Source organism: Pseudoalteromonas sp. US3C1004, assembly GCF_048401065.1.
GTDB classification, from domain to species: domain Bacteria; phylum Pseudomonadota; class Gammaproteobacteria; order Enterobacterales; family Alteromonadaceae; genus Pseudoalteromonas; species Pseudoalteromonas undina.
The window spans coordinates 592,308-615,000 of the sequence record NZ_CP183073.1 but is presented as its reverse complement, the minus strand read 5'-3'; the positions used below and the strand labels follow the sequence as shown (position 1 = coordinate 615,000).

Below are 22,693 nucleotides of genomic sequence, written 5' to 3'. Positions count from 1 at the left end.
AGCTCAATGAATTCTGAATTTATTTAATATCTTTCGATATTGAATTGACTGTGCTGCAATTCTTTCCTTAAGTAAAACCTAAGTAAGTTATTGCTGTTGGTCACTCAGTTTCAATTGAGACTCTAAATTTGTTTGCCTCACTACCTAAGTAGCTTGGCTGTTAGAACTCAATCTGTACGAGTGCCCACACAGATGATTGCTTTATATTGTTAAAGAACGTTGCGATTAAAGCGTTAAACTTTATCTCGCTAGGGCTGCGCATATTACGCTTTCCTATTTTTTTGTCAACACTTAATTTCGCTAAACTTGAAAGTTTTCGAAACTAAGTTTTACTCGACTCACTGAGTAGCTCGTGCCTCGCTATGCGTTGCGCTCTGCCGTCTCAGTGGGGTCGCATTATAGGGCGAATCGATTTTAACGCAAGCGTTTTTAAACGCTTTTTTGCATTTAATTTTTACCCCAAAGATACCCCACCCAGACACACAAGATACCCACAAAACCCTGTGGATAACCTTGCTTTTACCCTACTATCCTAACGCAGAAACAAAAAAGCACCTTAACATAGGTGCTTTTTATAGAGAGTTTATCTTAATCGTTAGTACAAAATGCTATAAAGCTTGCGACGATATTTAGCAGCTAGCGCATCGCCATCTGGTAAAGACGCAATAACAGCCAAGAAGTTTGGCTTAGCCTCATCAAAATTCAGATCTTTCTTAAGAATAGTAAAGAGTGCTTCTAATGCTTCTTCTTTCCTTCCTGCTTCATTGAGTAGGTTACTTAGCTCCATTTGTAATTCAAGCTCATTAGGATGCTTGGCTACCCTTTCTTGCAATGCTTTTATTTCAGGTGAATCAGTTGCCTCTAGTGCAGCCTCACATTTAGCTTTAATGTTATTAAAGTATGCATCTTGATCTTGTGCGTCTATTGTTTCTATTAATGCTGCGGCTTCATCGAGTTTGTGAATCTGTATACATATATCTGCAAGCACTAATTTAATTCTCGCATTACTACTATCTAATTCATACGCTTGCTTAGCATAATTAAACGCGGCATTTAAATCACTATTAACCAGTGCTTGCTTGGCTTGCTCTAATAAAAGGTCTTGTTGTGCAGGTAAGTGTTTAGATAGGGCATCACGTACTTGGCTTTCTGTTTGTGCACCCGCTAATACATCAACTGGAGCTGAGTCTTTTAATAACACTAAGGTAGGCAAAGTTTGTAAACCGACTTGCTGGGCAAGTTGCGAGGCCAAAGCTTGCTCTGCATCACAATCTAAGTTTGCAACAACTATATAGTTATTATATTCGGCGGCTAGCTTATCTAAAATAGCTGCTTGGCTAATACATTCTGGGCTTTGTGGCGAAAAAAAGTTAAGTAGTACTAACTTTTGTTGTGATGTTTCACCTAATACTTGCTGAAGGTTTTGTGCGTTAAGATTAACTTTATTGCTCATTGAGTTATTGCCATGTTCATCTATTTAGGTTTTTATATGGTGATGAAGATAATAATTACAAGCCATATATTTAAATCATTTAAATACATTATAAGGTAGCGAGGGAAATATGAAATTAGTATATGCGAGTGCACTGTGTTTATTAGTTAGCCCATTATTAAGTGCGCAAACACTCAAGTTGGATCTTAATAAAAGTATGCCAGCAATAGAAAAGCTTTATCTAGATTTACACCAGTCACCTGAACTGTCTTATCATGAGCAGCAAACAGGTAAAAAAATGGCTTCGCAGCTTCAAAAGCTTGGGTTTGATGTAACCAGTAGCGTTGGCGGTTATGGCGTTGTAGGTATATATAGAAATGGCCAAGGCCCCACCGTTATGATTCGAACTGATACTGATGGCTTACCAATCACAGAACAAACAGGAAAAGCATACGCATCAACTGTTACCACAGTAAATGAACAAGGTAGCAAGGTCGGTGTTATGCATGGTTGTGGTCATGATATTCATATGAGTTCATTTATAGGCACCGCGCAACAACTAATTAAAAATAAACAGTCGTGGCAAGGTACTTTAATGATGGTTGCGCAACCGGCTGAAGAAGTTGGGGGTGGTGCAAAAGCAATGCTTAGTGAGGGGTTATTTAGCAAATACGCAAAACCCGATCATATTATTGCTTTGCATGTTAGTGCTAGTGTACCTGCAGGAAAAGTTGCTCTGAAAAATGAGTACACTATGGCAAGCGTCGACTCAGTTGATATTTCAATAAAAGGCAAAGGAGGCCATGGAGCCTATCCTCATACGACTGTTGATCCTGTTATTATTGCTGCTCGCACCATTTTAGCATTACAAACAATTACGAGTCGGGAGTTATCTCCTCTTGAACCATCAGTGATCACTGTTGGATCTATCCATGGCGGCTCAAAACACAATGTAATTTCTGATGAAGTAAAGCTACAACTTACTCTGCGTAGCTATAACCCGGAAGTTAGAAATGCGCAAATTGCTGCGATTAAACGTATTACTGCAGGTATTGCACACAGTGCTGGCTTAGAAGAAGCGCTCTACCCAGAAGTGTATGTTCATGAAAGTGAATCGATTCCATCTACTTACAATAATCCGGAGCAAACAAATATAGTTAGGAGTGCCATTGCTGATGCAATTGGTGTAAAAAATGTACTTGCAACTAAAGCTGTTATGGCTGGTGAAGACTTTGGACTATATGGTAGAACAGATGAAAACATCCCCATTACTTTATTTTGGTTAGGCGGAGTTAACCAACAGCAATATACAAATGCAATGAAAAATAACGAAACACTACCTTCATTACATTCAAGTAAATTTGCTCCCGATTATAAAGTAGCGCTTCCAACAGGAATAACTGCAATGAGTAATGCCGCTGCGGCATTATTCAATCAATAATCTTCAAGGTTATTTTCAAGCCCTGAGTTTAATTTACCGCAGGGCTTTTTTGTAACTCGACTTTTTATACGGCGCTTTCTTTGTACGTTTAGCAAAACGCTTCTTAGGCGATGTTTTTGGCAAATGTGCAAATACATTACTATCGCAGTTAGTTGCTTGGCTTACAAAATTAGTTAAATCAGCTAGCAAAGGCTGTATAAATTGCTGATAACTCATTGCTTGCTGAGCGATATCTCCTAAACTCGACTCCCATTTTGCAGTTAAATCGGGGCTTGATAACCCCTCAGGTAATACACTGATTAGTGCCAGACCTGTTTCAGTTGCTTTAATTGCTTTTCCTTCACGTTTTAAAAAGCGACGTTTAAATAATAGTTCAATGATACCTGCGCGAGTAGCTTCAGTACCAAGGCCATCTGTTTCTTTTAATATTTTTTTGATTTGCGAGTCTTTTACATAACGGCTAATTCCCGTCATAGCAGCAAGTAAGGTTGCATCGGTAAAATGAGCAGGAGGAGTTGTATGCTTTTGCACCACCTCACCTTTAGTACAGGTAAGTACCATGCCTTTTTCCAAATAAGGCAATGTTGCTTCTTCTTTAAGTTCAGGCTTACCCATAAGCAATTTAAAACCCAAGCTTACATCTTGTTTTGCATTAGCTTTGAATAAACCACCCGCTATAGTTACCTCTACCTTGGTTTCGTTGTAAATGTAATCGGGATAAAACTGAATTAAATAGTGTCGACTTATTAACTGATAAATTTTTTCTTCATCACTTGCTAAACTCACAGTTTTTAACTGTTTAGCTGTTGGTACAATCGCGTGGTGAGCTGCTACTTTTGAATCGTTAAAACATTTACTTCGTTTTTTTGCATCTGCTCCATTAACAAATTCTGCTTTTTGGCCTCCATTTACTGCAATCGCTTTTAGTATCGCAGCTGCATCTTGGTGATGATCTTTTGGTAAATAACGATTATCTGAGCGTGGGTAAGTAATTAACTTATGACGTTCATATAAAACCTGGCAAGTATCGAGCACTTTTTGCGCTGGCATTCCGAACGCTTTAGCGGCATCTATTTGTAAAGCAGACAAATTATAGGGAAGCGGCGCGGTTTGTTTTTTTTGCTTTTGCTCAAGAGCAGTTACGCTTGCTGGTTGACTAGCGATACGTGAAGTTACATTTTCAGCTAAAGCTTTGTTAAGCACTCTGCCCTCATCATCTTGATAAGGCTCACACGCTTTACTTGGTATCCACTTAGCAGTAAATGATTGCTCCTTAGGTGTATCAAGGTGAGCAAGTACTTCATAAAATGGTTTTGATACAAAATTTGCTATCTCGTTATCGCGATTAACTACTAGGCCCAAAATGGGTGTTTGCACTCGCCCAACCGACAATACATTACCAAATCCCGCTTTTTGCCCCGCTAATGTGTATGCACGCGTCAAGTTCATGCCAAACAACCAATCAGCACGAGACCGCGCAAGAGCAGAAACACTCAAAGGAATAAAGTCACGGTTAGCACGCATACTATTTAGTGACTTTTTAACTGCCGTTAAGTTTAAGTCACTGATCAATAAACGCTGAATATTTTGTTTTTTTGCTTGGCTGATTTTTGCTTGTTCTATAACTTCATCAACTAATAACTGGCCTTCACGGTCAGGATCGCCAGCATGTACAAGTATTGTTGCTTGTTTGATTAGCTTTTTTAAAATAGTGAGTTGTTTACGAGTTTTAGGCTTTGCTTTAAGTTGCCAATGCTCAGGCACAATAGGTAAATGTTCAAACTGCCACTTTTTAAAACGCTCATCATAGTCATCGGGTTCTGCTTGCTCGAGCAAATGACCTATGCACCAAGATACGCAATCACCATTTGCCACTTCAATATAGCCATCATGCTTTTTATGCGGTTTAGGAAGTGCGTCTGCAATAGCGCGACCCAAAGAGGGTTTTTCAGCAATATAAAGTTTCATAACCAAGCTCTAACACTGTTCATATAAACAGTAGTCTAGCATATCATTTTAAAACGAGGGGTATTTTTGTCGTTATAAGCTTAAAGCTTTATTTCGCTTATTAACAAAAATATATAAAAGCGGTAGATAACATATAACAACAGTAGCGATATTTATTAAGGGCATAAACGTTTGATACATAACAGTACTATACGATAAATCCCAAAGATGGCGATCTACTAAACGAAATAATTGCAGAATAGGGGCAGCAATAACCACAAGTTGGCCAAGTACACATTGCCACAAATGCACTTTATCTTTCAGGCCCAAATAAGCAATCAGTGCCATCCAAGTAATATCTGTTAATGCCCATACAAGATAACGGTATACATAAATACCATCATCAAACGCCATTAAACTTGAGTAAGTTATAGTACCAAATAAGAAAAAAGCAGCGGTAATAGCAGCAAACCTTAAGGCTAAATAATCCTTAAGGATAAAAAACAACAAAATAGCTGGGCTCAGAATAAGAACCCAGCTTTTACTTAATATACTGACGAAGTACAAAAACCATTCAGGCAAACTAAAAAACCTTACTTAACTTTTTTATCTTCGTCTGTACCATCGCCATTACCAGGCATACTACAAAATTTATTTAACATACTCACTCCACTTTTAATTACATCTGTTAAGAGAAATGCATTCTATGCTAAAAAAGGGGACAAAACCAATAAATTCTATCTAATATCAATAGGATCTGATTCTTTCGCCTTGCCTTGTAAAATTGATATTTCTACCCGGCGGTTACGTCTTCGATCTTCTCGGGAATCATTCGGCACTAAAGGTCTGGTTTCTGCACGCCCAACGACCATCATTCGGGTCTTATCAAAACCCGCAACTTTTTGCAGTTCACTTGCTACCGCAACAGCTCGTTTAGAGGATAAATCCCAGTTATTAATATAAAGTTCATTAGAAACTTGAAAGTCATCAGTGTGACCGGAGACGGTGATTTCACCTGGCACATCTTTTAATAACCGGCCAATATCCTGAATGATAGGTTTAAATTGTGGTTGTAAAAACGCACTGCCCGATGGAAACGAACCATTTTCTCTAATACGAATAATGATTTGCTGACCTAATGACTCAAGCTCAATAGCTCCATCAATAATTTGCTTTTCAAGCTGTTGTGCAATTTTTTTAACTAAGTCATTTATTTGCTCTTGATCGGCAGCAGAAACTGAAGGCGCTGAAGCAACTTCCTCAGAGGTGCTGCTAGACTCACCACCTCGTTTTTCGCCTCGTTGTTCTTGCCGTCCGCCGGCTGAACTTTCATCGCCCGCCTGAAACTCTAGCATTTGCTGAGTCATTTCAACTGTTTGTTGCTGAATAGTTTCAATGGGGGTTGGCTCAGGTTTACCTGGAGTAAACTCCATCGCAATAACTGAGGTGCCTTTTGGAATATCTTTAACTTCAATTTTATTTTGTACACCAAAAGCAAACTTCATAGAGCCTGCAATTTGCTTAAATTTAAGCACATCCATTTCAGAAAACGCGAGTAAGAGTACAAAAAAGCACATTAATAGCGACATTAAATCGGCAAATGTCCCCATCCATGCAGGTAACCCTGGGGGTGGGCATTTACACTCTTCATCAGACATAACTATTCCTCAGTGTTTACCGCGCGTTTAGACTCAGCCAAATAATTTTTCAAGATCCCCTCAATTACTTTAGGGTTTTGGCCATCTTGGATGCCTAATACTGCATCCAAAATAAGTCGCTGGTTCATTGCTTCTTCATCTTTACGCAATTCAAGTTTGACCTGAATAGGAATGGCGACAACATTCGCCAAAAATGCCCCATACAACGTTGTTAACAAGGCTACCGCCATGGCTGGGCCGATTGCTTTTGGATCATCCATATTTGATAACATAGCCACCAAGCCGATTAATGTACCAATCATCCCCATTGCGGGAGCAATATCACCTAGCGACTTAAATAAGCTTGCGCCCATTTCATGACGAGTTGTCGTCAGGGAAATATCTTTTTGTAATGTTGCACGCACCACATCCGCATCATGCCCATCCACGAGCATATCAACGCCTTTGCGCATAAATGGATTTGGAATCTCAGCCTCTTCTAATGCTAGAAACCCGCCTTTTCGGGCAGAATCTGCTAGCTCAACCGCCTTTTCAATTAACGCTTCAGGGGGTTCAATTTTAAACATAAACGCTTTAGCACAAACCTTACCAATGCCTAAAAATTGCGACATAGTAAAATTGGATAAAACGATAAAAAGGGAGCCACCAAATACAATAACCACTGAAGGGGTATTGTAAAACATACCGACTTCACCGCTACTACTCATAAACATGGACATGACAATTAAGCCAATTGCGCCAAGGATCCCAATAATGGTTGCTAAATCCACATTCCCTCCAAAGGTTTTATATTTTTTCTTCGCAAGCGTTGTTATTAAATGTATATCGGCAAGATACTGAAATACTTAAGTGATTTTTATGATAAACGATAAAATTACGATTAGTCCTATTTTAGATCAACATAGGGAATCAATCTAACTAATCAGAATTTATAATTTAAAAAATAACGCTGAAGCGCAGTAAAACCCAATTAACAGAATTTATCTATCAAAAAAACATAACATTCTTTGACCTAGTTTAGCATTCCCCCTAAAATTGGCGTCTAAATTTATTATGTAAGTTGAAAATAAAGATGGCGACTAAAAAACCTGAAAATTTAAGTTTCGAACAAGCACTAGAAGAATTAACAACAATTGTCAGTGAAATGGAACAAGGTGATTTATCGCTTGAACAGTCTTTAAAGCAATTTGAGCGCGGCATTGCATTAGCCAGTGCGTCTTCCGGTAAACTTCAACAAGCCGAGCAAAAGGTGTCGATATTAATGGGTAATGACGAAAAAGCACCGCTTACTCAATTTGATAACGATTTGGAATAATTGTGAGCATAAAAGAACAAATAAAGCTCGCTCAAGATGATGTAGCCAATACACTCAACCTTTATTTCGAACAACCTCTTGAAAGCGACAACACCATAAAAGAAGCCACACATTATAGTCTAATGAATGGCGGGAAAAGATTACGCCCTTTTTTGGTTTATACCACAGGCAAAATGCTCGGTGCTGAAAAACGTGATTTAGATGTGCTGGCAGCAGCGATAGAATGCATTCATAGTTATTCATTAGTGCATGACGATTTACCCGCTATGGATGACGATGATTTACGTCGTGGCCGTCCTACATGTCATATTGTCTATGGTGAAGCACAAGCTATTTTAGCAGGTGACGCACTGCAAACCTTAGCGTTTGAGCTTATTGCTAAGCACACATTTAAATGCTCAACAGAAGCTCAGTTAAAAATGATTGCTGAATTAGCACATGCTTCAGGCTTGCAAGGAATGGTTGCCGGGCAAGGCCGCGATATTGCAGCAACAGATAAAGTTATTACGGTTGATGAATTAGAACGTATTCATAAACTTAAAACAGGCGCATTAATAAATTGTGCGATTACTTTGGGCGCACTTTGTGCCCCTAATATTAGCCAACACACTTTAGATAACTTATCTACTTTTGGGTATGCTATCGGGCTGGCCTTTCAGGTTCATGACGATATTTTAGATGTTGAGGGCGACACACTGACTTTAGGTAAGCCTCAAGGGTCAGATATTGCTGCGAATAAAGCGACATACCCGGCTTTATTAGGTATGCTAGGTGCTAAGCAAAAAGCACTAAATTTGATACAACAAGCCCATGAGGCGTTAGCCAATATTGACGCAGACACGACCAGCTTAGCGGCATTGGCAAACTATTTAATTGAACGTGACCATTAAACATGGCTAAAACGTATTAAATCTTAGAACAAAATTATTACTAAATATTAAGCCACCTCTTAAACTTAGCTTTTTTGAGGGAAGTTAATATTAGCGAAGGATATATAAAAAACCATGACACTTGATAGCAGCAAGTATCCATTACTTAATTTGGTGAACGAACCAGCCCACTTGCGAGACTTAGCACAAGATAAGCTTCCTGCATTTAGCCATGAATTGCGTGATTACTTACTCAATTCAGTATCGCAAAGTAGCGGCCATTTAGCGTCTGGTTTAGGTACCGTAGAACTTACCGTTGCATTACATTATGTGTACAACACTCCCGACGACCGTTTAGTTTGGGATGTAGGTCATCAAGCCTACCCACATAAAATACTAACGGGACGTCGTGACCAAATGCACACCATTCGCCAAAAAGATGGATTGCACCCATTTCCATTTAGAGACGAAAGTGAATACGATACGTTTAGTGTTGGCCATTCAAGCACCTCTATTTCAGCGGCGCTGGGTATGTCTATTGCTGCGCAAAAAGAAGGCAAAGGTCGTAAAACCGTGGCGGTGATAGGCGATGGCGCAATTACCGCAGGTATGGCCTTTGAGGCGATGAATCACTTAGGTGATGTTAAATCAGATATGTTGATTATTTTGAACGATAACGAAATGTCGATTTCTGAAAACGTCGGCGCGTTAACCAATCATTTTGCGCGTATTTTATCAGGTAGCTTTTATACCAACATCCGCGAAGGCAGTAAAAAGCTTCTTTCTGGTGTACCGCCGGTAAAAGAACTTGCCAGCCGTATGGAAGAACACATTAAAGGGATGATGATCCCGGGTACTTTTTTTGAAGAATTAGGCCTAAATTACATTGGTCCAATTGATGGCCATGATGTGAACATGCTGGTTGATACGCTGCGTAACATGCGTAACTTAAAAGGCCCACAACTTTTACATATAAAAACCCAAAAAGGCAAAGGTTACAAGCCCGCAGAAGCCGATCCGATTGGTTATCATGGCGTACCAAAATTTGATCCTGCAACTTCAAGTTTACCAAAATCTAAGCCAAGTGCGGCTACTTTCTCAAATGTATTTGGTGATTGGCTTTGCGATATGGCAGAGCAAGACAGCAAATTGATGGCAATTACCCCTGCGATGCGAGAAGGTTCGGGGATGGTGCGTTTTTCTAAAGAACACCCTGAACAATATTTTGATGTGGCAATTGCTGAGCAGCACGCTGTAACCCTTGCTGCAGGTTTTGCCTGTGAAGGGTTAAAACCCGTTGTGGCTATCTACTCTAGCTTTTTACAACGTGCGTATGATCAACTAATTCACGACGTTGCATTGCAAAACCTACCGGTATTATTTGCTATTGACCGCGCAGGTATTGTCGGAGCCGATGGTGAAACTCACCAAGGCGCCTATGACCTAAGCTTTATGCGCTGTATTCCTAACATGGTTATTATGGCACCTAGCGATACTAACGAATGCCGTCAAATGCTATACACTGGCTATCAAGCCAATTGCCCAGTAGCTGTGCGTTACCCGCGTGGCAGTGCGGGCACAGCAGACATTCAAAGCGCTATGCAACAGCTCGAAATTGGTAAAGCTAACGTAATTAAACAAGGTGCTAAAGTAGCTATATTGTCATTTGGTACCTTGCTTGAAAACGCCCAATTAGCCTCAGATGATCTCAATGCCACTTTAGTTAATATGCGATTTATCAAACCACTTGATACTGGTTTAATTGATGAACTTGTCGCTAACCACGATATCATTGTAACACTTGAAGATAATGCAATTTCTGGTGGTGCAGGTTCGGCGGTTAATGAGTATTTAGCCACCCAAAAAGCGGCTGTAAAAATACTTAACTTAGGTATACCGGATGAGTTTATTAAACACGGTACACAACAGCAAATGCATGATGAAATGGGGTTAGGTGGACAAGGTATATTAACTTCAATTAAAGAATTTATGAGCTAATACTTATAGTGTTTAATAAAAAAGGAGCCTTTGGCTCCTTTTTTATTGCTCACTTATAATCTCTAGCGCATCCATACCTTAATATCGGCTAAGCCATTACTTTGTAACAAACCAATTTGCTGTTCAACATTGGGGTTTTGCTCAAACTCAAATGCGTCTAATTGCTCGTCAAAAGTAATATTAGCGACGCCATCGCCGCCGCGTTTTTTAACTTGATGTAAAGCGATGTCAGCTAAATTAATCGATGTTTCCCAGCTAATAACTTGCCCACCTAACAGGGGTAGCGGATAGAAAGACCAACCCACTGACGCTGTTATATTAGTTGTTTCACCGTTAGGTAACTGAAACGAGTAATCGGCAATAGCTTGGCATAATTCAGATACATAACTGTCGATCAAATTACACTTAAAATCACGTAATAACAGTAAAAACTCATCACCACTCCAACGGGCAACATAATCAGAGCCTTGAGTGCGGGAGTTAAGTAATGCAGCCACTTGTTGTAAACAACTATCTCCAGCAATAGGGCCATAGGCATCATTAATACGACTAAAGTTATCTAAATTAATAATTAATAACACCAAAGATTTACCCTGAGCCTGCAATGACTGCGAGTTACGTTGAAAATGCTCAATATCTTTTGGTAATTGATCAAACAAGAAACGACGACTTCTCAGCCCTGTTAGCTCATCAGAGTGACTAACAAGTTTAAGCTGAGAGTTTACTTGGTTTAATTTATCATTTGCTTGGCGAAGCTCTAAGGTTCGCTCAGTAATAAGCCCTTCGAGTACTTGTTGCTTGCGTCGCTCTTGAACTTTAAAGACCCAAAACACTAAATAAAACAGCAACACAAAACCACTGGTGATCAGTAACCTAAAGTAGATAGTTTCACCAAATCGCTCTGGAACAATAAACGCATATTCTGCTGATTGCGCTTTACCCCAATCCTCACCTTGGCGTTTAGTTTCTAATTCAAATAAAAACATACCAGCGGGTAAATTTGTATAAATTGCTTCTCTGCGGGTATTTGCATAGCGCCAATCATTATCAAGTCCATTGAGTTTATATCTAAACTCAATACTTGCCGGAGCGTAATAATCAATCGCGGTATAGGTAAGTGTCACATCACGCTCATCGGTCTCAAGAACTGGTTTTTCGCCTAAAGCAGCTGCTGCGAGCTTTCGTGATGGCGTCGTTAAGGTTTCTATAGTTGGTTTAAGTGAGCGTAATCCAAATAACTCTACGTCTTTAGGAATTTCTACAACGCCTTGCAAACTGGGATACCAAATAGAGTTATCCATATCAACCACCGCATCATGGCCTAAACCATTACAGCATTGGCTGGCTTTACCATCGAGCTGACGGTCAAATGAAGAGATCACTTCTTCTACTTTTAGGCTTTCGATGTTGGCTTTAAATTGCTCAACAGGCATACGGTAAACCCCTTTCATGGTGCTTACCCAAATTCGCTTTGAGGTGTCATCGTATTCTAAGCTGAATATAGAACCATATGGCAGTCCATTGGCGGCGTCTAGTTGCTGCCATTGCCCTTGTCCACTGCGATAAAACAAACCATCATTCAACGAACCAATTAAAATACCTACGCCTTTAATGTGTAAAATGCTAGTAACGTACGCACTTTCTAAGGTGGTTTGGTCACCTATTTTTTCTATCCCGCGTTCAGTAAAGTAATACGCGCCTTTACTGGTACCAATCACGCCAAAATTTGGTTTATCTAGAACATAAGTAACAAACTTACTACCTAAGAACGCATTGTACGCAAAAGGGTTTAAGCCATTATAATTTAGACGATATAACCCTCGTCCGGTGCCTACCCAAAAGCCGCCTTTAGTTGAAGTGCTAATTGCAAAAACAGGGTTATCGCTCAACGCACGAGCAGGGAAACTATATAAGGTGTTCGACTCATAGAAAAACAAGCCTCTGCCAGTAGCAACATAAAGGCGATCGCCATCAAATTGCAGGTCATGTACCGAGGCATTTCCATACTTGGCACTATTGATAACATTGATAAAGGTTTTATCGGCATCAAAATAACCAATGCCACTTTTATTGGCAATCCATAATTTACCATCTGGTGATTTACTAATCGCCATCACCGCTTCGGTCATTTTAGAAATGGCTGAATGGCGCTCTATTCGCCCTTCGTGAGCAAGCCATAACCCTTCACTAAAACTCGCTAGCCATATGTTATTTTCATCATCTCTAAATATATCGGCAAACCAAATACTCTGATCTAATTGGCTGGGTTCAACCCACTGCCAATCATTAGATTTAGCTCTAAATAATAAACGTCCATAGGTTGATATCCACAAGCCGCCATTACCATCGCTCATAAACTTATACACAGCTGAGTTATTAGCATTGGGAAGTGGAAACGGACGTAGCTCGTCATCTAAATCTAAAAAATAAGCCCCTAACTCAGAAGCTAGGTACAAATTACCATTTAAAAACGATAGATCGTGAACAATGGTTTGCGCTAAACGATCGGGTAAAGCCACTTTAGCGGTTAGTTCTAAGCGTAATTTAGAAAAGTCAGACGAGCTTTGCGTTAAACGTAATAAATTACGGTCGTTAACCAGCCAAATTCCCTCAGGTGAAAGCGCCATTTTACTGACCGACCCCACAATTTGGGTGATAGCTGTGGCGTTTACAATAGGACTAGGGTTATTTAGTTGGTCGCGCAGTTCTATTTGACCTCTGTCTATATAATAGAGCCCATTAGCTGCTATCCAGATACTGCCTTGAGAATCTTCAAGAATATCTCTTACAGGGCCTTTAATATTAAACTCTTGTGCGGTTAGCTTTTCAGGATCGATAACCACAAGGCCATTTTTAGTGCCTACCCACAATAATCCTTCGCCATCGATCAATAATTTATTAATACCATTGCTGGGTAAAAATAAACTATTTTGGGTATTATAATTAGTGAAGGTATTGCCATCAAAACGGCTTAATCCAAATTGAGTGCCAAGCCACATATAGCCTTGGTTATCTTGTACTACACTTTTTAGGGATTGTGAGGGTAAGCCGTCTTTGATATTCCATTGTTTAACTACGTAATCAGTAATTGAAGCCGTACTTGGCATGGCACATAGCATAAGTACACAAACCAATAAAAATCGCATCATAGTGCTGCCACCTAGTTAAACAAATAATAAATTAAAAGGGTAGTAAACCTACTTTTATCAATGCTTGCAAACAAATAAGCGAAAAAATACCTGCAAGTACATCATCGGCCATAATACCAAACCCACCATGGGCACGTTTATCGAGTATGCGAATCGGCCCTGGCTTTGCTATATCAAAAAAGCGAAACAGTAAAAAGCCCACTAATAATGTTTGCCAGTTAAGTACTGCGCCAATCATAGTAATATAGTAACCAGCAACTTCGTCCCAAACAATTGCGGGATGATCATGTACTTGAAGGTCATCGGCTGTTTTTCCACATGCCCAAATACCAAAGATACTTATGACTACTGCAAATACAATTTGTAACCATAGCGGAAAATGCATGGTAATAAAAATAAACGGTAATGCTGCCAATGTGCCAAATGTACCAGGTGCTTTTGGTGCAAGCCCAGTACCAAAACCCAAACCAAAAAATTGATGTGGGCGTTTTAAATTAAATAATCGGTTTTTATTCAAACCTGCTCCTTGGAAAAGTGCTCAAAACCTTTATGTTCAAAAGCAAACTTCTCACCTTGGTTTAATAACTCTATATTGCCGTCACCACTTTTTATTTGCCCGATACAGCTTGCCTCTACACCGTATTGGCGCAGCTTAATATCTAGCATACTCTTGTTACTATCAGCAACTGTATACAGTAACTCGTAATCATCGCCATAGTTAAGAACAAAAGGAAGTCGCTGCTCAAAATCAAGACTCGCTTGCATGGCATCTGAGGTGGGGACATTTTCAATATTAATGGTGGCACTAACTTGTGATAAATTTAGCACATGCCCTAAGTCGGCTAGTAACCCATCGGAAATATCAATGGCCGACGATGCCAAGCCTCGTAACGCTTGCCCAGCAGCTACACGTGGCGTGGGGAAATTTAAACGTTTATTAATATCTTTTAAGTGTTCAGGTGCAATCGATAAGCCTTGTTTTTTCGATTCAATCGCCAACCCAGCATCACCAAGCGGACCGGTTACAAAAATCCAATCACCCACTTTTGCACCACTTCTACGTAATGCTGTGCCTTCAGGAACTGTACCTTTTGCACAAATAGTAATACTAAGTGGACCTTGAGTGGTATCACCACCAATGATCTGAACGTTAAAGTACTCAGCAATTTCATGCATGCCATCAGTCAGCTCAGCAATCCATTGTGGATCGATACTAGGTAAGGTAAGTGCAACCGACACCCAAGTAGGCTCTGCGCCCATGGCAGCTAAATCACTTAAATTAACAGCAAGAGCTCGATGCCCTAATGCGCGAGGGGAGATATCATGAAAAAAATGCACCCCAGCAACTAAGGTATCTGTGGTTACAGCAAGCTGACAGTTCGCTGGAACTGTGACAAGCGCACAGTCATCTCCAATCCCTAAATTAACATCGCGACGAGTAATGCCACGACCTTTAAAGTAACGATTAATTAATTCAAATTCCTTCATACACAAAAAAGCCGGCCTATGCCGGCTCTCCTTTTTAACGGTTATTTATAACAACTCATCTGATGATAAAAATCAGCTAAAGTTGTTATTACTTGCGTAACTGTTTTACAGCTTTATCAAGTACACCGTTTACAAATTTATGGCTATCTTCAGCGCCAAACATTTTAGCTAATTCAATACTTTCATTGATAGCCACTTTGTAAGGAACGTCTTCACGAAATTTAAGCTCGTAGCTGCTTAAACGTAAGATTGCACGTTCAACTTCGTCTAATTCATCAAATGGACGAGTTAAATGAGGCGATACAGCTTCGTCTAGTTGCTTGTGGTTTACTGCAACTCCACGCGCTAAATCTTTAAAATATTCAACATCAATTTTAGTCACATCGTTTTCGATCAACATTTGTTGTTCGATATCGGCAATTGCATTGCCGCTTAATTGCCATGAATACACGGCTTGAAGTGCTAAGATACGTGCTTTACGTCTTGCTGCTGGTTTCACAAAAATTCCTTAAACTTAAATTTTATCTAACACATTAACCATTTCAAGCGCACCTAAAGCAGCTTCGCCGCCTTTGTTACCCATTTTGGTACCTGCGCGCTCAATTGCTTGCTCAATGCTTTCAGTGGTTAATACGCCAAATGCAACCGGGATATCATACTCAAGTGATACTTGTGCAAGCCCTTTATTTGACTCGCCAGCGACGAGATCAAAGTGAGGCGTGCCCCCTCTGATCACTACACCTAAGGCGATAATTGCATCATATTCTTTTTTTGCTGCAACGCGTTTCGCTGCTAAAGGTAATTCAACCGCACCTGGTACGTAAATTACGGTAATATCATCTTCTGATACTCCACCAGTACGTTTTAGCTCATCAACAGCACCTGCAAGCAAGCTACTACCAATAAAGTCATTGAAACGAGAAATGACAATGGCAAACTTTTTGCCTGGAGCGTATTTATTACCTTCAATAATTTTCATTTGATAACCCTAAAAATAAGTTTAAGCGATTTCGGTTGCGCAAAAATTGCTGCGCATTATACCACATAAATAAAATAATAGCCTAGCGTGTAATTATTGTGGCTCTACGTAATCAACAACTTCTAAATGGAAGCCTGATAATGCATGATATTTTTTCGGTAAACTCATCAAACGCATTTTTTGGATACCTAAATCAGCCAAAATTTGCGAGCCTACACCTACGGTACGTGAAGTACCTTGGAATTTGCGTGGCGTTACACTCTCGCCAGCATCAGCTGCAGCGAATGCTTTAACAGTCGCTTCTAATTCGTCAGTGCTTTCTTGCTTACCTAAGATGACTAAAGCACCATTATGCTCAGCTATATACGCCATTGCTTGCGATAATCCCCAACTACGATCAGCATTACGATCAGAGAGTAAAATATCGTTAAAGGTACTTTGTAAGTGCACTCGCACTAACGTTGGTTCTTGTTGTTTTATTTCACCTTTAAGCAATGCATAGTGCAGCTGCCCGTCAATGGTGTCTTTGTAAGTTACTAAGTCAAATTCGCCATGCTCAGTTGGCAATTTACATTTTGCAACTTGCTCAATAGTGGTTTCATTTAAGTTACGGTATTCGATTAAATCAGCAATGGTGCCAATTTTAATATCATGTTGCTTAGCAAATACTTCTAAATCAGGGCGGCGCGCCATGGTGCCATCTTCATTTAGAATTTCTACAATCACTGATGACGGCTCAAGCCCCGCTAAACGCGCTAAATCACAGCCAGCTTCAGTGTGCCCTGCGCGCGTTAATACGCCGCCAGGTTGCGCCATAATAGGGAAAATATGCCCAGGCTGTACAATATCGCTTGGCACTGCGCCTTTAGCAATGGCAGCTTGAACAGTGCGAGCACGATCCGCTGCAGAAATCCCCGTCGTAACCCCTTTTGATGCTTCAATAGACATAGTAAAGTTAGTCGAGAATGCTGCACCGTTATTTTTAACCATCAGCGGTAAATCAAGTTGCGAGCAACGCTCTTGAGTCATGGTTAAACAAATTAACCCACGGCCATGAGTCGCCATAAAGTTAATTGCTTCTGCACTTATGTGCTCAGCAGCAATAATTAAATCGCCTTCATTTTCTCTGTCTTCATCGTCCATTAAAATAACCATTTTACCGGCTTTAATGTCATCTATTATTTCTTGTGCGCTGTTTAAATTCATAAGTTGCTCGTATAAGTTGTCAATATCGTTATTTTATAAAGCCCGCTTTAGCGAGTAAGCTCATCGAAATATCTGAACCAGTAGGATGCTCAGCTCCCTTTACAAGGCGCTCTAAATAACGTGCTATTTGGTCGACCTCTAGATTCACTTTGGTACCGACTTGAAAATCGGCTATGGTCGTTTGATCCTTGGTGTGTGGCACAATCGTTAGTTTAAATTTATTACCTTCAACTGCATTGACCGTTAAGCTAACACCATCAATACACACAGACCCTTTATAAGGAATGTATTTCATTAAATTTTCGTCGGTGGCTAACCAATATTCGGTTGCTCGTGCACTGGTATTTATTGCTGTGATAGTGGCAATACCATCAACATGACCAGACACTAAATGCCCCCCGAGGCGCGATACAGGTTGCATCGCCTTTTCTAAGTTAACTGTTTGCCCTAAAGCGTAATGTGCAAACCCCGTTAAGCTAATCGTTTCATTTGATAAGTCAGCACTAAAGCCATCTATATGCTTATCAACAACAGTGAGGCATACACCGTTGGTTGCAATACTGTCACCTAACTTAACATCACTCATATCAAGGTTTTTACTTTGGATACGAATAGCTAAATCACCTTGTTTTTTTTGTAATAACGCAATTTTACCTGTCGCTTCAACTATTCCAGTAAACATAGTGCTACTCTTTATATAAAATGATTAATGAGCTTTTTTGTGTGCTGTGATACGTAAATCATCACCAATTGGCACACACTCATTAAAAGTTAAATTAATGGTATTTTGCATACTCATTAACTCAGGGAAATTCAGTAAACTTTTTGCATCGCTACCCATTAACTTAGGGGCAATATAAAAAACAAACTCATCAATTAAATCAAGTTCAGCCATTTTTCCGGCCAATGTGGCTCCCGCTTCTAACCACACATTATTAAACTGTAATTGCGCTAGCTTTTGCAGTGCTGCTTGTAAGTCTACTTTATTGTTCTTTTCGGGTAGTTCGATCTGTTTAACAAAATGAGGCCACTGATGCGATTTATCAACCCGAGTGGTAAATATTATCATCTCGCTTTGAATTGAAAATAAGGCAAGTTCAGGGGTAAGTCTGTTTTGGGAATCAATAATAACGCGAACCGGTTGGCGCAGTGGTAAATCAGTTGGTAAAGAATGCGGAAACTCTTCTGGGCGTACATTTAGTTTTGCATCATCCATCAAGACTGTATCGGCACCGGTTAAAATTGCACAGCTCTGAGCACGATATAGTTGCACATCTTGGCGCGCAGCGGGCCCGGTTATCCATTTACTTTGGCCATTTTTAAGCGCTGTTTTACCATCAATACTTGCGGCCATTTTACAGGTAACAAAGGGCAACCCCTGCTCCATTCGTTTAAAAAAGCCTAAATTTAATGCCCGCGCTTGCTCTTCAAGTAATCCGTAAGCGACTTCTATACCTGCATCCGCTAAAATTTTAAGGCCTTTTCCTGCAACTTGCGGGTTGCTATCAACCATAGCAGCAATCACTTTTTTCACACCCGCGGCCTTTAGCCCTTCAGCACAAGGCGGTGTACGACCATAATGACTGCAAGGCTCTAGGGTTACATAAGCGGTTGCACCTTTAGCACTTTCACCGGCCTCAGCCAAAGCATTAACTTCAGCATGACCTTGCCCTGCTAATTGATGAAACCCTTCGGCTATTATTTTATTATTTTTTACTAGTACGCAGCCTACATTAGGATTAGGAGTGGTGGTAAAGCGCCCTTTTTTTGCCAGCTCAATGGCACGTGCCATATAACGTTTATCATCCTCTGAAAACGAGCTTTGCATGGTCATTACTACTCTCCTAAGCGGGCTATTTCTTCACCAAACTCACGTATATCTTCAAACGAGCGATATACTGAGGCAAATCTTACATAGGCTACTTTATCTAATTTTTTCAGCGCTTCCATAATGCACTCACCTACCAAATGACTAGACACTTCGCGTTCGCCAGTGGCTCGCAGCTGCGATTTAATTATATTAACTACTTCGTCAACTTGTTCAGTACTTACAGGACGCTTTTCAAGGGCGCGAGTTAAGCCATTTAGTAACTTATCTTCATTAAACGGTTCGCGGCTGCCATCTTGCTTAATAACTCGCGGCATGACTAATTCAGCCCCTTCAAAGGTGGTAAATCGTTCGTGGCATTCATTACATTCACGACGTCTACGTACTTGGTGTCCCCCACCAACAAGGCGAGAATCAATAACTTTAGTATCTTTGGCGGTGCAAAATGGGCAATGCATAACTGTGTGTTTCCGTTTTAAAAACAAAAAATGGCCGCTATCATAGCGGCCATTATCATAACAAAAATGTGTGCAGTTGTGATCTAAATTACTATTTTACTCTTGGATTAAGCGTAAACAGGTAATTTTGCACAAATTGCTTTCACTTTTTCTTTTACTTGCGCTTGTACTGACTCATCTTCGATGTTGTCTAGCACGTCACAGATCCAGCCAGCTAACTCTTTTGACTCAGCTTCTTTAAAGCCACGACGAGTGATTGCTGGTGAACCAATACGCAAACCAGAAGTAACAAATGGTGAACGAGGATCGTTCGGTACTGAGTTTTTGTTAACTGTGATATTCGCATTACCTAGGGCAGCATCTGCATCTTTACCTGTGATATCTTTATCGATTAAATCAAGTAAGAATAAGTGGTTGTCAGTTTTACCTGATACTACTTTGTAGCCGCGCTCTTGTAATACTGCAACCATTGCTTGAGCATTTTTAACAACTTGAGCTTGGTATGTTTTAAATTCAGGTTGAAGTGCTTCTTTAAATGCCACCGCTTTAGCAGCAATAACATGACATAAAGGACCACCTTGGCCACCTGGGAAAACAGCGCTGTTTAGCTTTTTGTAAATATCTTCATCGCCACACGCAGAAATGATTAAACCACCGCGAGGGCCGGCTAATGTTTTATGTGTTGTGGTTGTTACAACGTGAGCAAATGGCACTGGACTTGGGTAAACACCCGCAGCAATTAAACCTGCAACGTGCGCCATATCAACAAATAAGTATGCGCCTACTTTGTCTGCAATTTCACGGAACTTAGCCCAATCAACAATACCTGAGTATGCAGAAAAACCCGCAATGATCATTTTTGGCTTGTGCTCAAGTGCTAACGCTTCAACTTGTGCGTAATCAATTTCGCCAGTTTCTTCGTTAAGGCCATACTGAATTGCGTTGTATGTTTTACCAGAGAAGTTAACGTGTGAGCCGTGTGTTAAATGACCACCGTGCGCTAGGCTCATGCCTAAAACAGTATCAAGTGGGCTTAATAGTGCTTGGAAAACAGCGGCATTCGCTTGTGAACCAGCATGTGGTTGCACGTTTGCGTAATCTGTACCAAATAATTCATTTGCGCGGTCAATCGCTAACTGCTCAACCACATCAACGTGCTCACAGCCACCGTAGTAACGTTTGCCCGGGTAGCCTTCAGCATATTTGTTAGTAAGTTGAGAACCCTGCGCTTCTAATACGCGTGGGCTACAGTAGTTTTCAGATGCAATTAACTCAATGTGCTCTTCTTGACGTGATGTTTCTTTGCTCATCGCGTCAAATAACTCTGGATCAAAGTCCGAAATATTCATGCTACGTTCTAACATTGGGGGTCTCCTGGGCAACGTGTATGGGTATTTTTTACAGGCTTTATTGTACGCTTAAAACGACTCTTTGCCTACGCTCTTAAGTTGAGGATATTTAAACAGGGATTGAAACTATTTCACAGCATTTTGATGATGATATTTTTTTATAAACTAATAACAATTTTAAATGAATTTGATTTATTACATTTATTTAGCTTATGCGTTGTATCTAAAGCGATGTATAAACAAACAAAAAAAGCGGCCTAAGCCGCTTTTTCTAAACGTGTGACTTTAACCTAGCTTAGCAAATAGCTCGCTGCGTAAATCGTCGTAATCATTGTGCATATCAATGGCTAAACACGGTTTTGCAAGCGCATCTGCTAGAGGTTTTGGCATGGCTATTTCGGTATTTAATACTTCTTCAACGCTTTCTTTAAATTTAGCTGGGTGTGCAGTCGCTAAAAAGATACCTGCAGCATCTGTTGCTTTATTTTCAACAAGCCCTTGGTAGGCAATCGCGGTATGAGGCTCTGCAATATAGCCAAGCTGTTGAATTTTTTTCATCACTGATTTTGTGCTTTGCTCATCCACACTAACAGAATAAAAATTGTCATAACTAAACCAGTTATTATCTAACATTGATTGCACACGTGGCCAGTTATTAGGTTTACTCACATCCATTGCATTTGAAAGCGATTCAATTGTCGCATTAGGCGTCCAATTTTTATCAAGCATAAAGCGCGGTACTGTGTCGTTTTGGTTTGTAGTCGCACTTAGTTTACCAACTGGCATACCAATAACAGCGCCAATCATAGCCGCACACACATTACCAAAGTTACCACTGGGTACTGAAATATGCGCTGTAGCACGCTTTTCTTTTGGCAGCTGTGCTATTGCCTCAAAGTAATAACAAACTTGCGCAACTAAGCGGCTAATATTGATTGAATTTGCTGAATTTAAACCAAGTTTTGCTTTTAACTCTTCATCTAAAAATGATTTTTTAACCAACTCTTGGCAATCATCAAAACTGCCTTCTATCGCGTAACAATGAATATTGTCACCGAGTGTAGTAAATAGCTTTTGCTGAGCGAGTGAAATTTTGCCCTTAGGGTATAAAATAACCACATCAATATTTGGCTTATTATAAAAAGCATGCGCGACAGCGGCACCGGTATCACCCGACGTTGCTGTCAATATTGTCACTTTTTCGCCGTGGTTAAACTGCGCTAAACACTCCGCCATAAAGCGGCCACCAAAATCTTTAAACGCCAGTGTTGGGCCATGGAATAACTCTAAGCAATAGGTATTGTCTTCAACTTCCACCAGCTTAACCGGAAAGTTAAACGCATTCTTAACCATCTGGGCAACAGTATCACTTGGTAGCTCGTCACCAATAAGGTGCGATAAAATTTTGCCGCTGCGAGTAACAAAGTCCATATCGAGTAATGCATCAACATCACTTAATGGCGCTAACGACTCAGGAAAAAACACCCCTTGATTACGCCCCAGTCCTGTTTTTACAGCTTCAACAAACGACACTTTTTGTGAATATTCTTTTAAATTATGTAATTGCATGACTCTT

General features: G+C 40.2%; 20 protein-coding genes. 4 read left to right on the top strand and 16 right to left on the bottom strand.

All coding sequences use genetic code 11. The annotated features are described in order from the left end of the window. Nucleotides 1-595: 595 nt before the first annotated feature. Nucleotides 596-1,453: a tetratricopeptide repeat protein gene (locus ACNSN3_RS02835; protein ID WP_010390954.1), complete on the bottom strand. Its 858-nt coding sequence runs from the start codon at nucleotides 1,451-1,453 to the stop codon at nucleotides 596-598. Nucleotides 1,454-1,562: 109 nt separating this feature from the next. Here ACNSN3_RS02835 and ACNSN3_RS02830 point away from each other — a divergent pair, with 109 nt between their 5' ends. Then, a complete protein-coding gene (locus tag ACNSN3_RS02830) occupies nucleotides 1,563-2,873 on the top strand; it encodes a M20 metallopeptidase family protein (RefSeq protein ID WP_418608533.1) in 1,311 nt (436 codons plus the stop codon). A gap of 33 nt (nucleotides 2,874-2,906) precedes the next feature. Here the strand turns inward: ACNSN3_RS02830 and ACNSN3_RS02825 are convergent, their stop codons facing one another. From ACNSN3_RS02825 to pomA, 4 genes are all read right to left on the bottom strand, one after another. Next, nucleotides 2,907-4,841, bottom strand: a complete 1,935-nt coding sequence (locus ACNSN3_RS02825) for a DNA topoisomerase III (protein ID WP_418608532.1) — start codon at nucleotides 4,839-4,841, stop codon at nucleotides 2,907-2,909. A gap of 72 nt (nucleotides 4,842-4,913) precedes the next feature. Further along, the gene (locus ACNSN3_RS02820; RefSeq protein ID WP_075170367.1) at nucleotides 4,914-5,402 is read right to left on the bottom strand and encodes a hypothetical protein; all 489 of its coding nucleotides are present in this window, start codon (nucleotides 5,400-5,402) and stop codon (nucleotides 4,914-4,916) included. A gap of 155 nt (nucleotides 5,403-5,557) precedes the next feature. Then, complete coding sequence (locus ACNSN3_RS02815) at nucleotides 5,558-6,478, bottom strand: flagellar motor protein MotB (RefSeq protein ID WP_010390949.1); 921 nt, start codon at nucleotides 6,476-6,478, stop codon at nucleotides 5,558-5,560. Nucleotides 6,479-6,480: 2 nt separating this feature from the next. Next, complete coding sequence (gene pomA / locus ACNSN3_RS02810) at nucleotides 6,481-7,248, bottom strand: flagellar motor protein PomA (RefSeq protein ID WP_010390948.1); 768 nt, start codon at nucleotides 7,246-7,248, stop codon at nucleotides 6,481-6,483. A 302-nt stretch (nucleotides 7,249-7,550) separates the two neighbouring features. Here pomA and xseB point away from each other — a divergent pair, with 302 nt between their 5' ends. The 3 genes from xseB to dxs all read left to right on the top strand — a co-directional run bounded on the left by xseB (nucleotide 7,551) and on the right by dxs (nucleotide 10,660). Next, nucleotides 7,551-7,793: an exodeoxyribonuclease VII small subunit gene (xseB, locus tag ACNSN3_RS02805; RefSeq protein ID WP_010390946.1), complete on the top strand. Its 243-nt coding sequence runs from the start codon at nucleotides 7,551-7,553 to the stop codon at nucleotides 7,791-7,793. Nucleotides 7,794-7,795: 2 nt separating this feature from the next. Beyond that, complete coding sequence (gene ispA, locus ACNSN3_RS02800) at nucleotides 7,796-8,683, top strand: (2E,6E)-farnesyl diphosphate synthase (RefSeq protein ID WP_008110206.1); 888 nt, start codon at nucleotides 7,796-7,798, stop codon at nucleotides 8,681-8,683. A gap of 114 nt (nucleotides 8,684-8,797) precedes the next feature. Next, nucleotides 8,798-10,660 carry a 1-deoxy-D-xylulose-5-phosphate synthase gene (gene dxs / locus ACNSN3_RS02795; RefSeq protein WP_418608531.1) on the top strand — a complete coding sequence of 621 codons (1,863 nt, stop codon included), beginning with the start codon at nucleotides 8,798-8,800 and terminating at the stop codon, nucleotides 10,658-10,660. Nucleotides 10,661-10,722: 62 nt separating this feature from the next. On the opposite strand, the gene ACNSN3_RS02790 is transcribed toward dxs, so the two are convergent. From ACNSN3_RS02790 to thrC, 11 genes are all read right to left on the bottom strand, one after another. Then, nucleotides 10,723-13,809: a diguanylate cyclase domain-containing protein gene (locus tag ACNSN3_RS02790; RefSeq protein WP_418608530.1), complete on the bottom strand. Its 3,087-nt coding sequence runs from the start codon at nucleotides 13,807-13,809 to the stop codon at nucleotides 10,723-10,725. Between the two features lie 31 nt (nucleotides 13,810-13,840). Further along, a complete protein-coding gene (locus ACNSN3_RS02785; protein ID WP_418608529.1) occupies nucleotides 13,841-14,326 on the bottom strand; it encodes a phosphatidylglycerophosphatase A in 486 nt (161 codons plus the stop codon). Then, complete coding sequence (gene thiL, locus ACNSN3_RS02780) at nucleotides 14,323-15,297, bottom strand: thiamine-phosphate kinase (RefSeq protein ID WP_418608528.1); 975 nt, start codon at nucleotides 15,295-15,297, stop codon at nucleotides 14,323-14,325. The genes ACNSN3_RS02785 and thiL overlap by 4 nt, the downstream gene beginning before the upstream one ends. An 88-nt stretch (nucleotides 15,298-15,385) precedes the next feature. Then, nucleotides 15,386-15,796, bottom strand: a complete 411-nt coding sequence (gene nusB / locus ACNSN3_RS02775; protein WP_010390936.1) for a transcription antitermination factor NusB — start codon at nucleotides 15,794-15,796, stop codon at nucleotides 15,386-15,388. A gap of 15 nt (nucleotides 15,797-15,811) precedes the next feature. Next, on the bottom strand, nucleotides 15,812-16,276 hold the full coding sequence (gene ribE / locus ACNSN3_RS02770; protein WP_008110216.1) for a 6,7-dimethyl-8-ribityllumazine synthase: 465 nt from the start codon (nucleotides 16,274-16,276) through the stop codon (nucleotides 15,812-15,814). A gap of 93 nt (nucleotides 16,277-16,369) precedes the next feature. Further along, nucleotides 16,370-17,482, bottom strand: coding sequence for a bifunctional 3,4-dihydroxy-2-butanone-4-phosphate synthase/GTP cyclohydrolase II (gene ribBA, locus ACNSN3_RS02765; RefSeq protein ID WP_010390933.1), 1,113 nt, complete (start codon nucleotides 17,480-17,482; stop codon nucleotides 16,370-16,372). Nucleotides 17,483-17,510: 28 nt separating this feature from the next. After that, nucleotides 17,511-18,164, bottom strand: coding sequence for a riboflavin synthase (locus ACNSN3_RS02760; RefSeq protein ID WP_418608527.1), 654 nt, complete (start codon nucleotides 18,162-18,164; stop codon nucleotides 17,511-17,513). Between the two features lie 24 nt (nucleotides 18,165-18,188). Beyond that, complete coding sequence (gene ribD / locus ACNSN3_RS02755) at nucleotides 18,189-19,316, bottom strand: bifunctional diaminohydroxyphosphoribosylaminopyrimidine deaminase/5-amino-6-(5-phosphoribosylamino)uracil reductase RibD (protein WP_418608526.1); 1,128 nt, start codon at nucleotides 19,314-19,316, stop codon at nucleotides 18,189-18,191. A gap of 2 nt (nucleotides 19,317-19,318) precedes the next feature. Beyond that, complete coding sequence (gene nrdR / locus ACNSN3_RS02750; protein ID WP_010390928.1) at nucleotides 19,319-19,768, bottom strand: transcriptional regulator NrdR; 450 nt, start codon at nucleotides 19,766-19,768, stop codon at nucleotides 19,319-19,321. A gap of 107 nt (nucleotides 19,769-19,875) precedes the next feature. Beyond that, nucleotides 19,876-21,132, bottom strand: coding sequence for a serine hydroxymethyltransferase (gene glyA, locus ACNSN3_RS02745; protein ID WP_008466843.1), 1,257 nt, complete (start codon nucleotides 21,130-21,132; stop codon nucleotides 19,876-19,878). A gap of 270 nt (nucleotides 21,133-21,402) precedes the next feature. Next, the gene (gene thrC / locus ACNSN3_RS02740) at nucleotides 21,403-22,686 is read right to left on the bottom strand and encodes a threonine synthase (protein WP_418608525.1); all 1,284 of its coding nucleotides are present in this window, start codon (nucleotides 22,684-22,686) and stop codon (nucleotides 21,403-21,405) included. Nucleotides 22,687-22,693 lie beyond the last annotated feature (7 nt).

What these genes read in the sequence shown, in the direction of transcription:
- ACNSN3_RS02835 (WP_010390954.1), bottom strand. Translation starts at nt 1,453, where the DNA reads ATGAGCAATAAAGTTAATCTTAACGCACAAAACCTTCAGCAAGTATTA.
- ACNSN3_RS02830 (WP_418608533.1), top strand. Translation starts at nt 1,563, where the DNA reads ATGAAATTAGTATATGCGAGTGCACTGTGTTTATTAGTTAGCCCATTA.
- ACNSN3_RS02825 (WP_418608532.1), bottom strand. Translation starts at nt 4,841, where the DNA reads ATGAAACTTTATATTGCTGAAAAACCCTCTTTGGGTCGCGCTATTGCA.
- ACNSN3_RS02815 (WP_010390949.1), bottom strand. Translation starts at nt 6,478, where the DNA reads ATGTCTGATGAAGAGTGTAAATGCCCACCCCCAGGGTTACCTGCATGG.
- xseB (WP_010390946.1), top strand. Translation starts at nt 7,551, where the DNA reads ATGGCGACTAAAAAACCTGAAAATTTAAGTTTCGAACAAGCACTAGAA.
- dxs (WP_418608531.1), top strand. Translation starts at nt 8,798, where the DNA reads ATGACACTTGATAGCAGCAAGTATCCATTACTTAATTTGGTGAACGAA.
- ACNSN3_RS02790 (WP_418608530.1), bottom strand. Translation starts at nt 13,809, where the DNA reads ATGATGCGATTTTTATTGGTTTGTGTACTTATGCTATGTGCCATGCCA.
- thiL (WP_418608528.1), bottom strand. Translation starts at nt 15,297, where the DNA reads ATGAAGGAATTTGAATTAATTAATCGTTACTTTAAAGGTCGTGGCATT.
- ribE (WP_008110216.1), bottom strand. Translation starts at nt 16,276, where the DNA reads ATGAAAATTATTGAAGGTAATAAATACGCTCCAGGCAAAAAGTTTGCC.
- ribBA (WP_010390933.1), bottom strand. Translation starts at nt 17,482, where the DNA reads ATGAATTTAAACAGCGCACAAGAAATAATAGATGACATTAAAGCCGGT.
- ACNSN3_RS02760 (WP_418608527.1), bottom strand. Translation starts at nt 18,164, where the DNA reads ATGTTTACTGGAATAGTTGAAGCGACAGGTAAAATTGCGTTATTACAA.
- ribD (WP_418608526.1), bottom strand. Translation starts at nt 19,316, where the DNA reads ATGACCATGCAAAGCTCGTTTTCAGAGGATGATAAACGTTATATGGCA.
- nrdR (WP_010390928.1), bottom strand. Translation starts at nt 19,768, where the DNA reads ATGCATTGCCCATTTTGCACCGCCAAAGATACTAAAGTTATTGATTCT.
- glyA (WP_008466843.1), bottom strand. Translation starts at nt 21,132, where the DNA reads ATGTTAGAACGTAGCATGAATATTTCGGACTTTGATCCAGAGTTATTT.
- thrC (WP_418608525.1), bottom strand. Translation starts at nt 22,686, where the DNA reads ATGCAATTACATAATTTAAAAGAATATTCACAAAAAGTGTCGTTTGTT.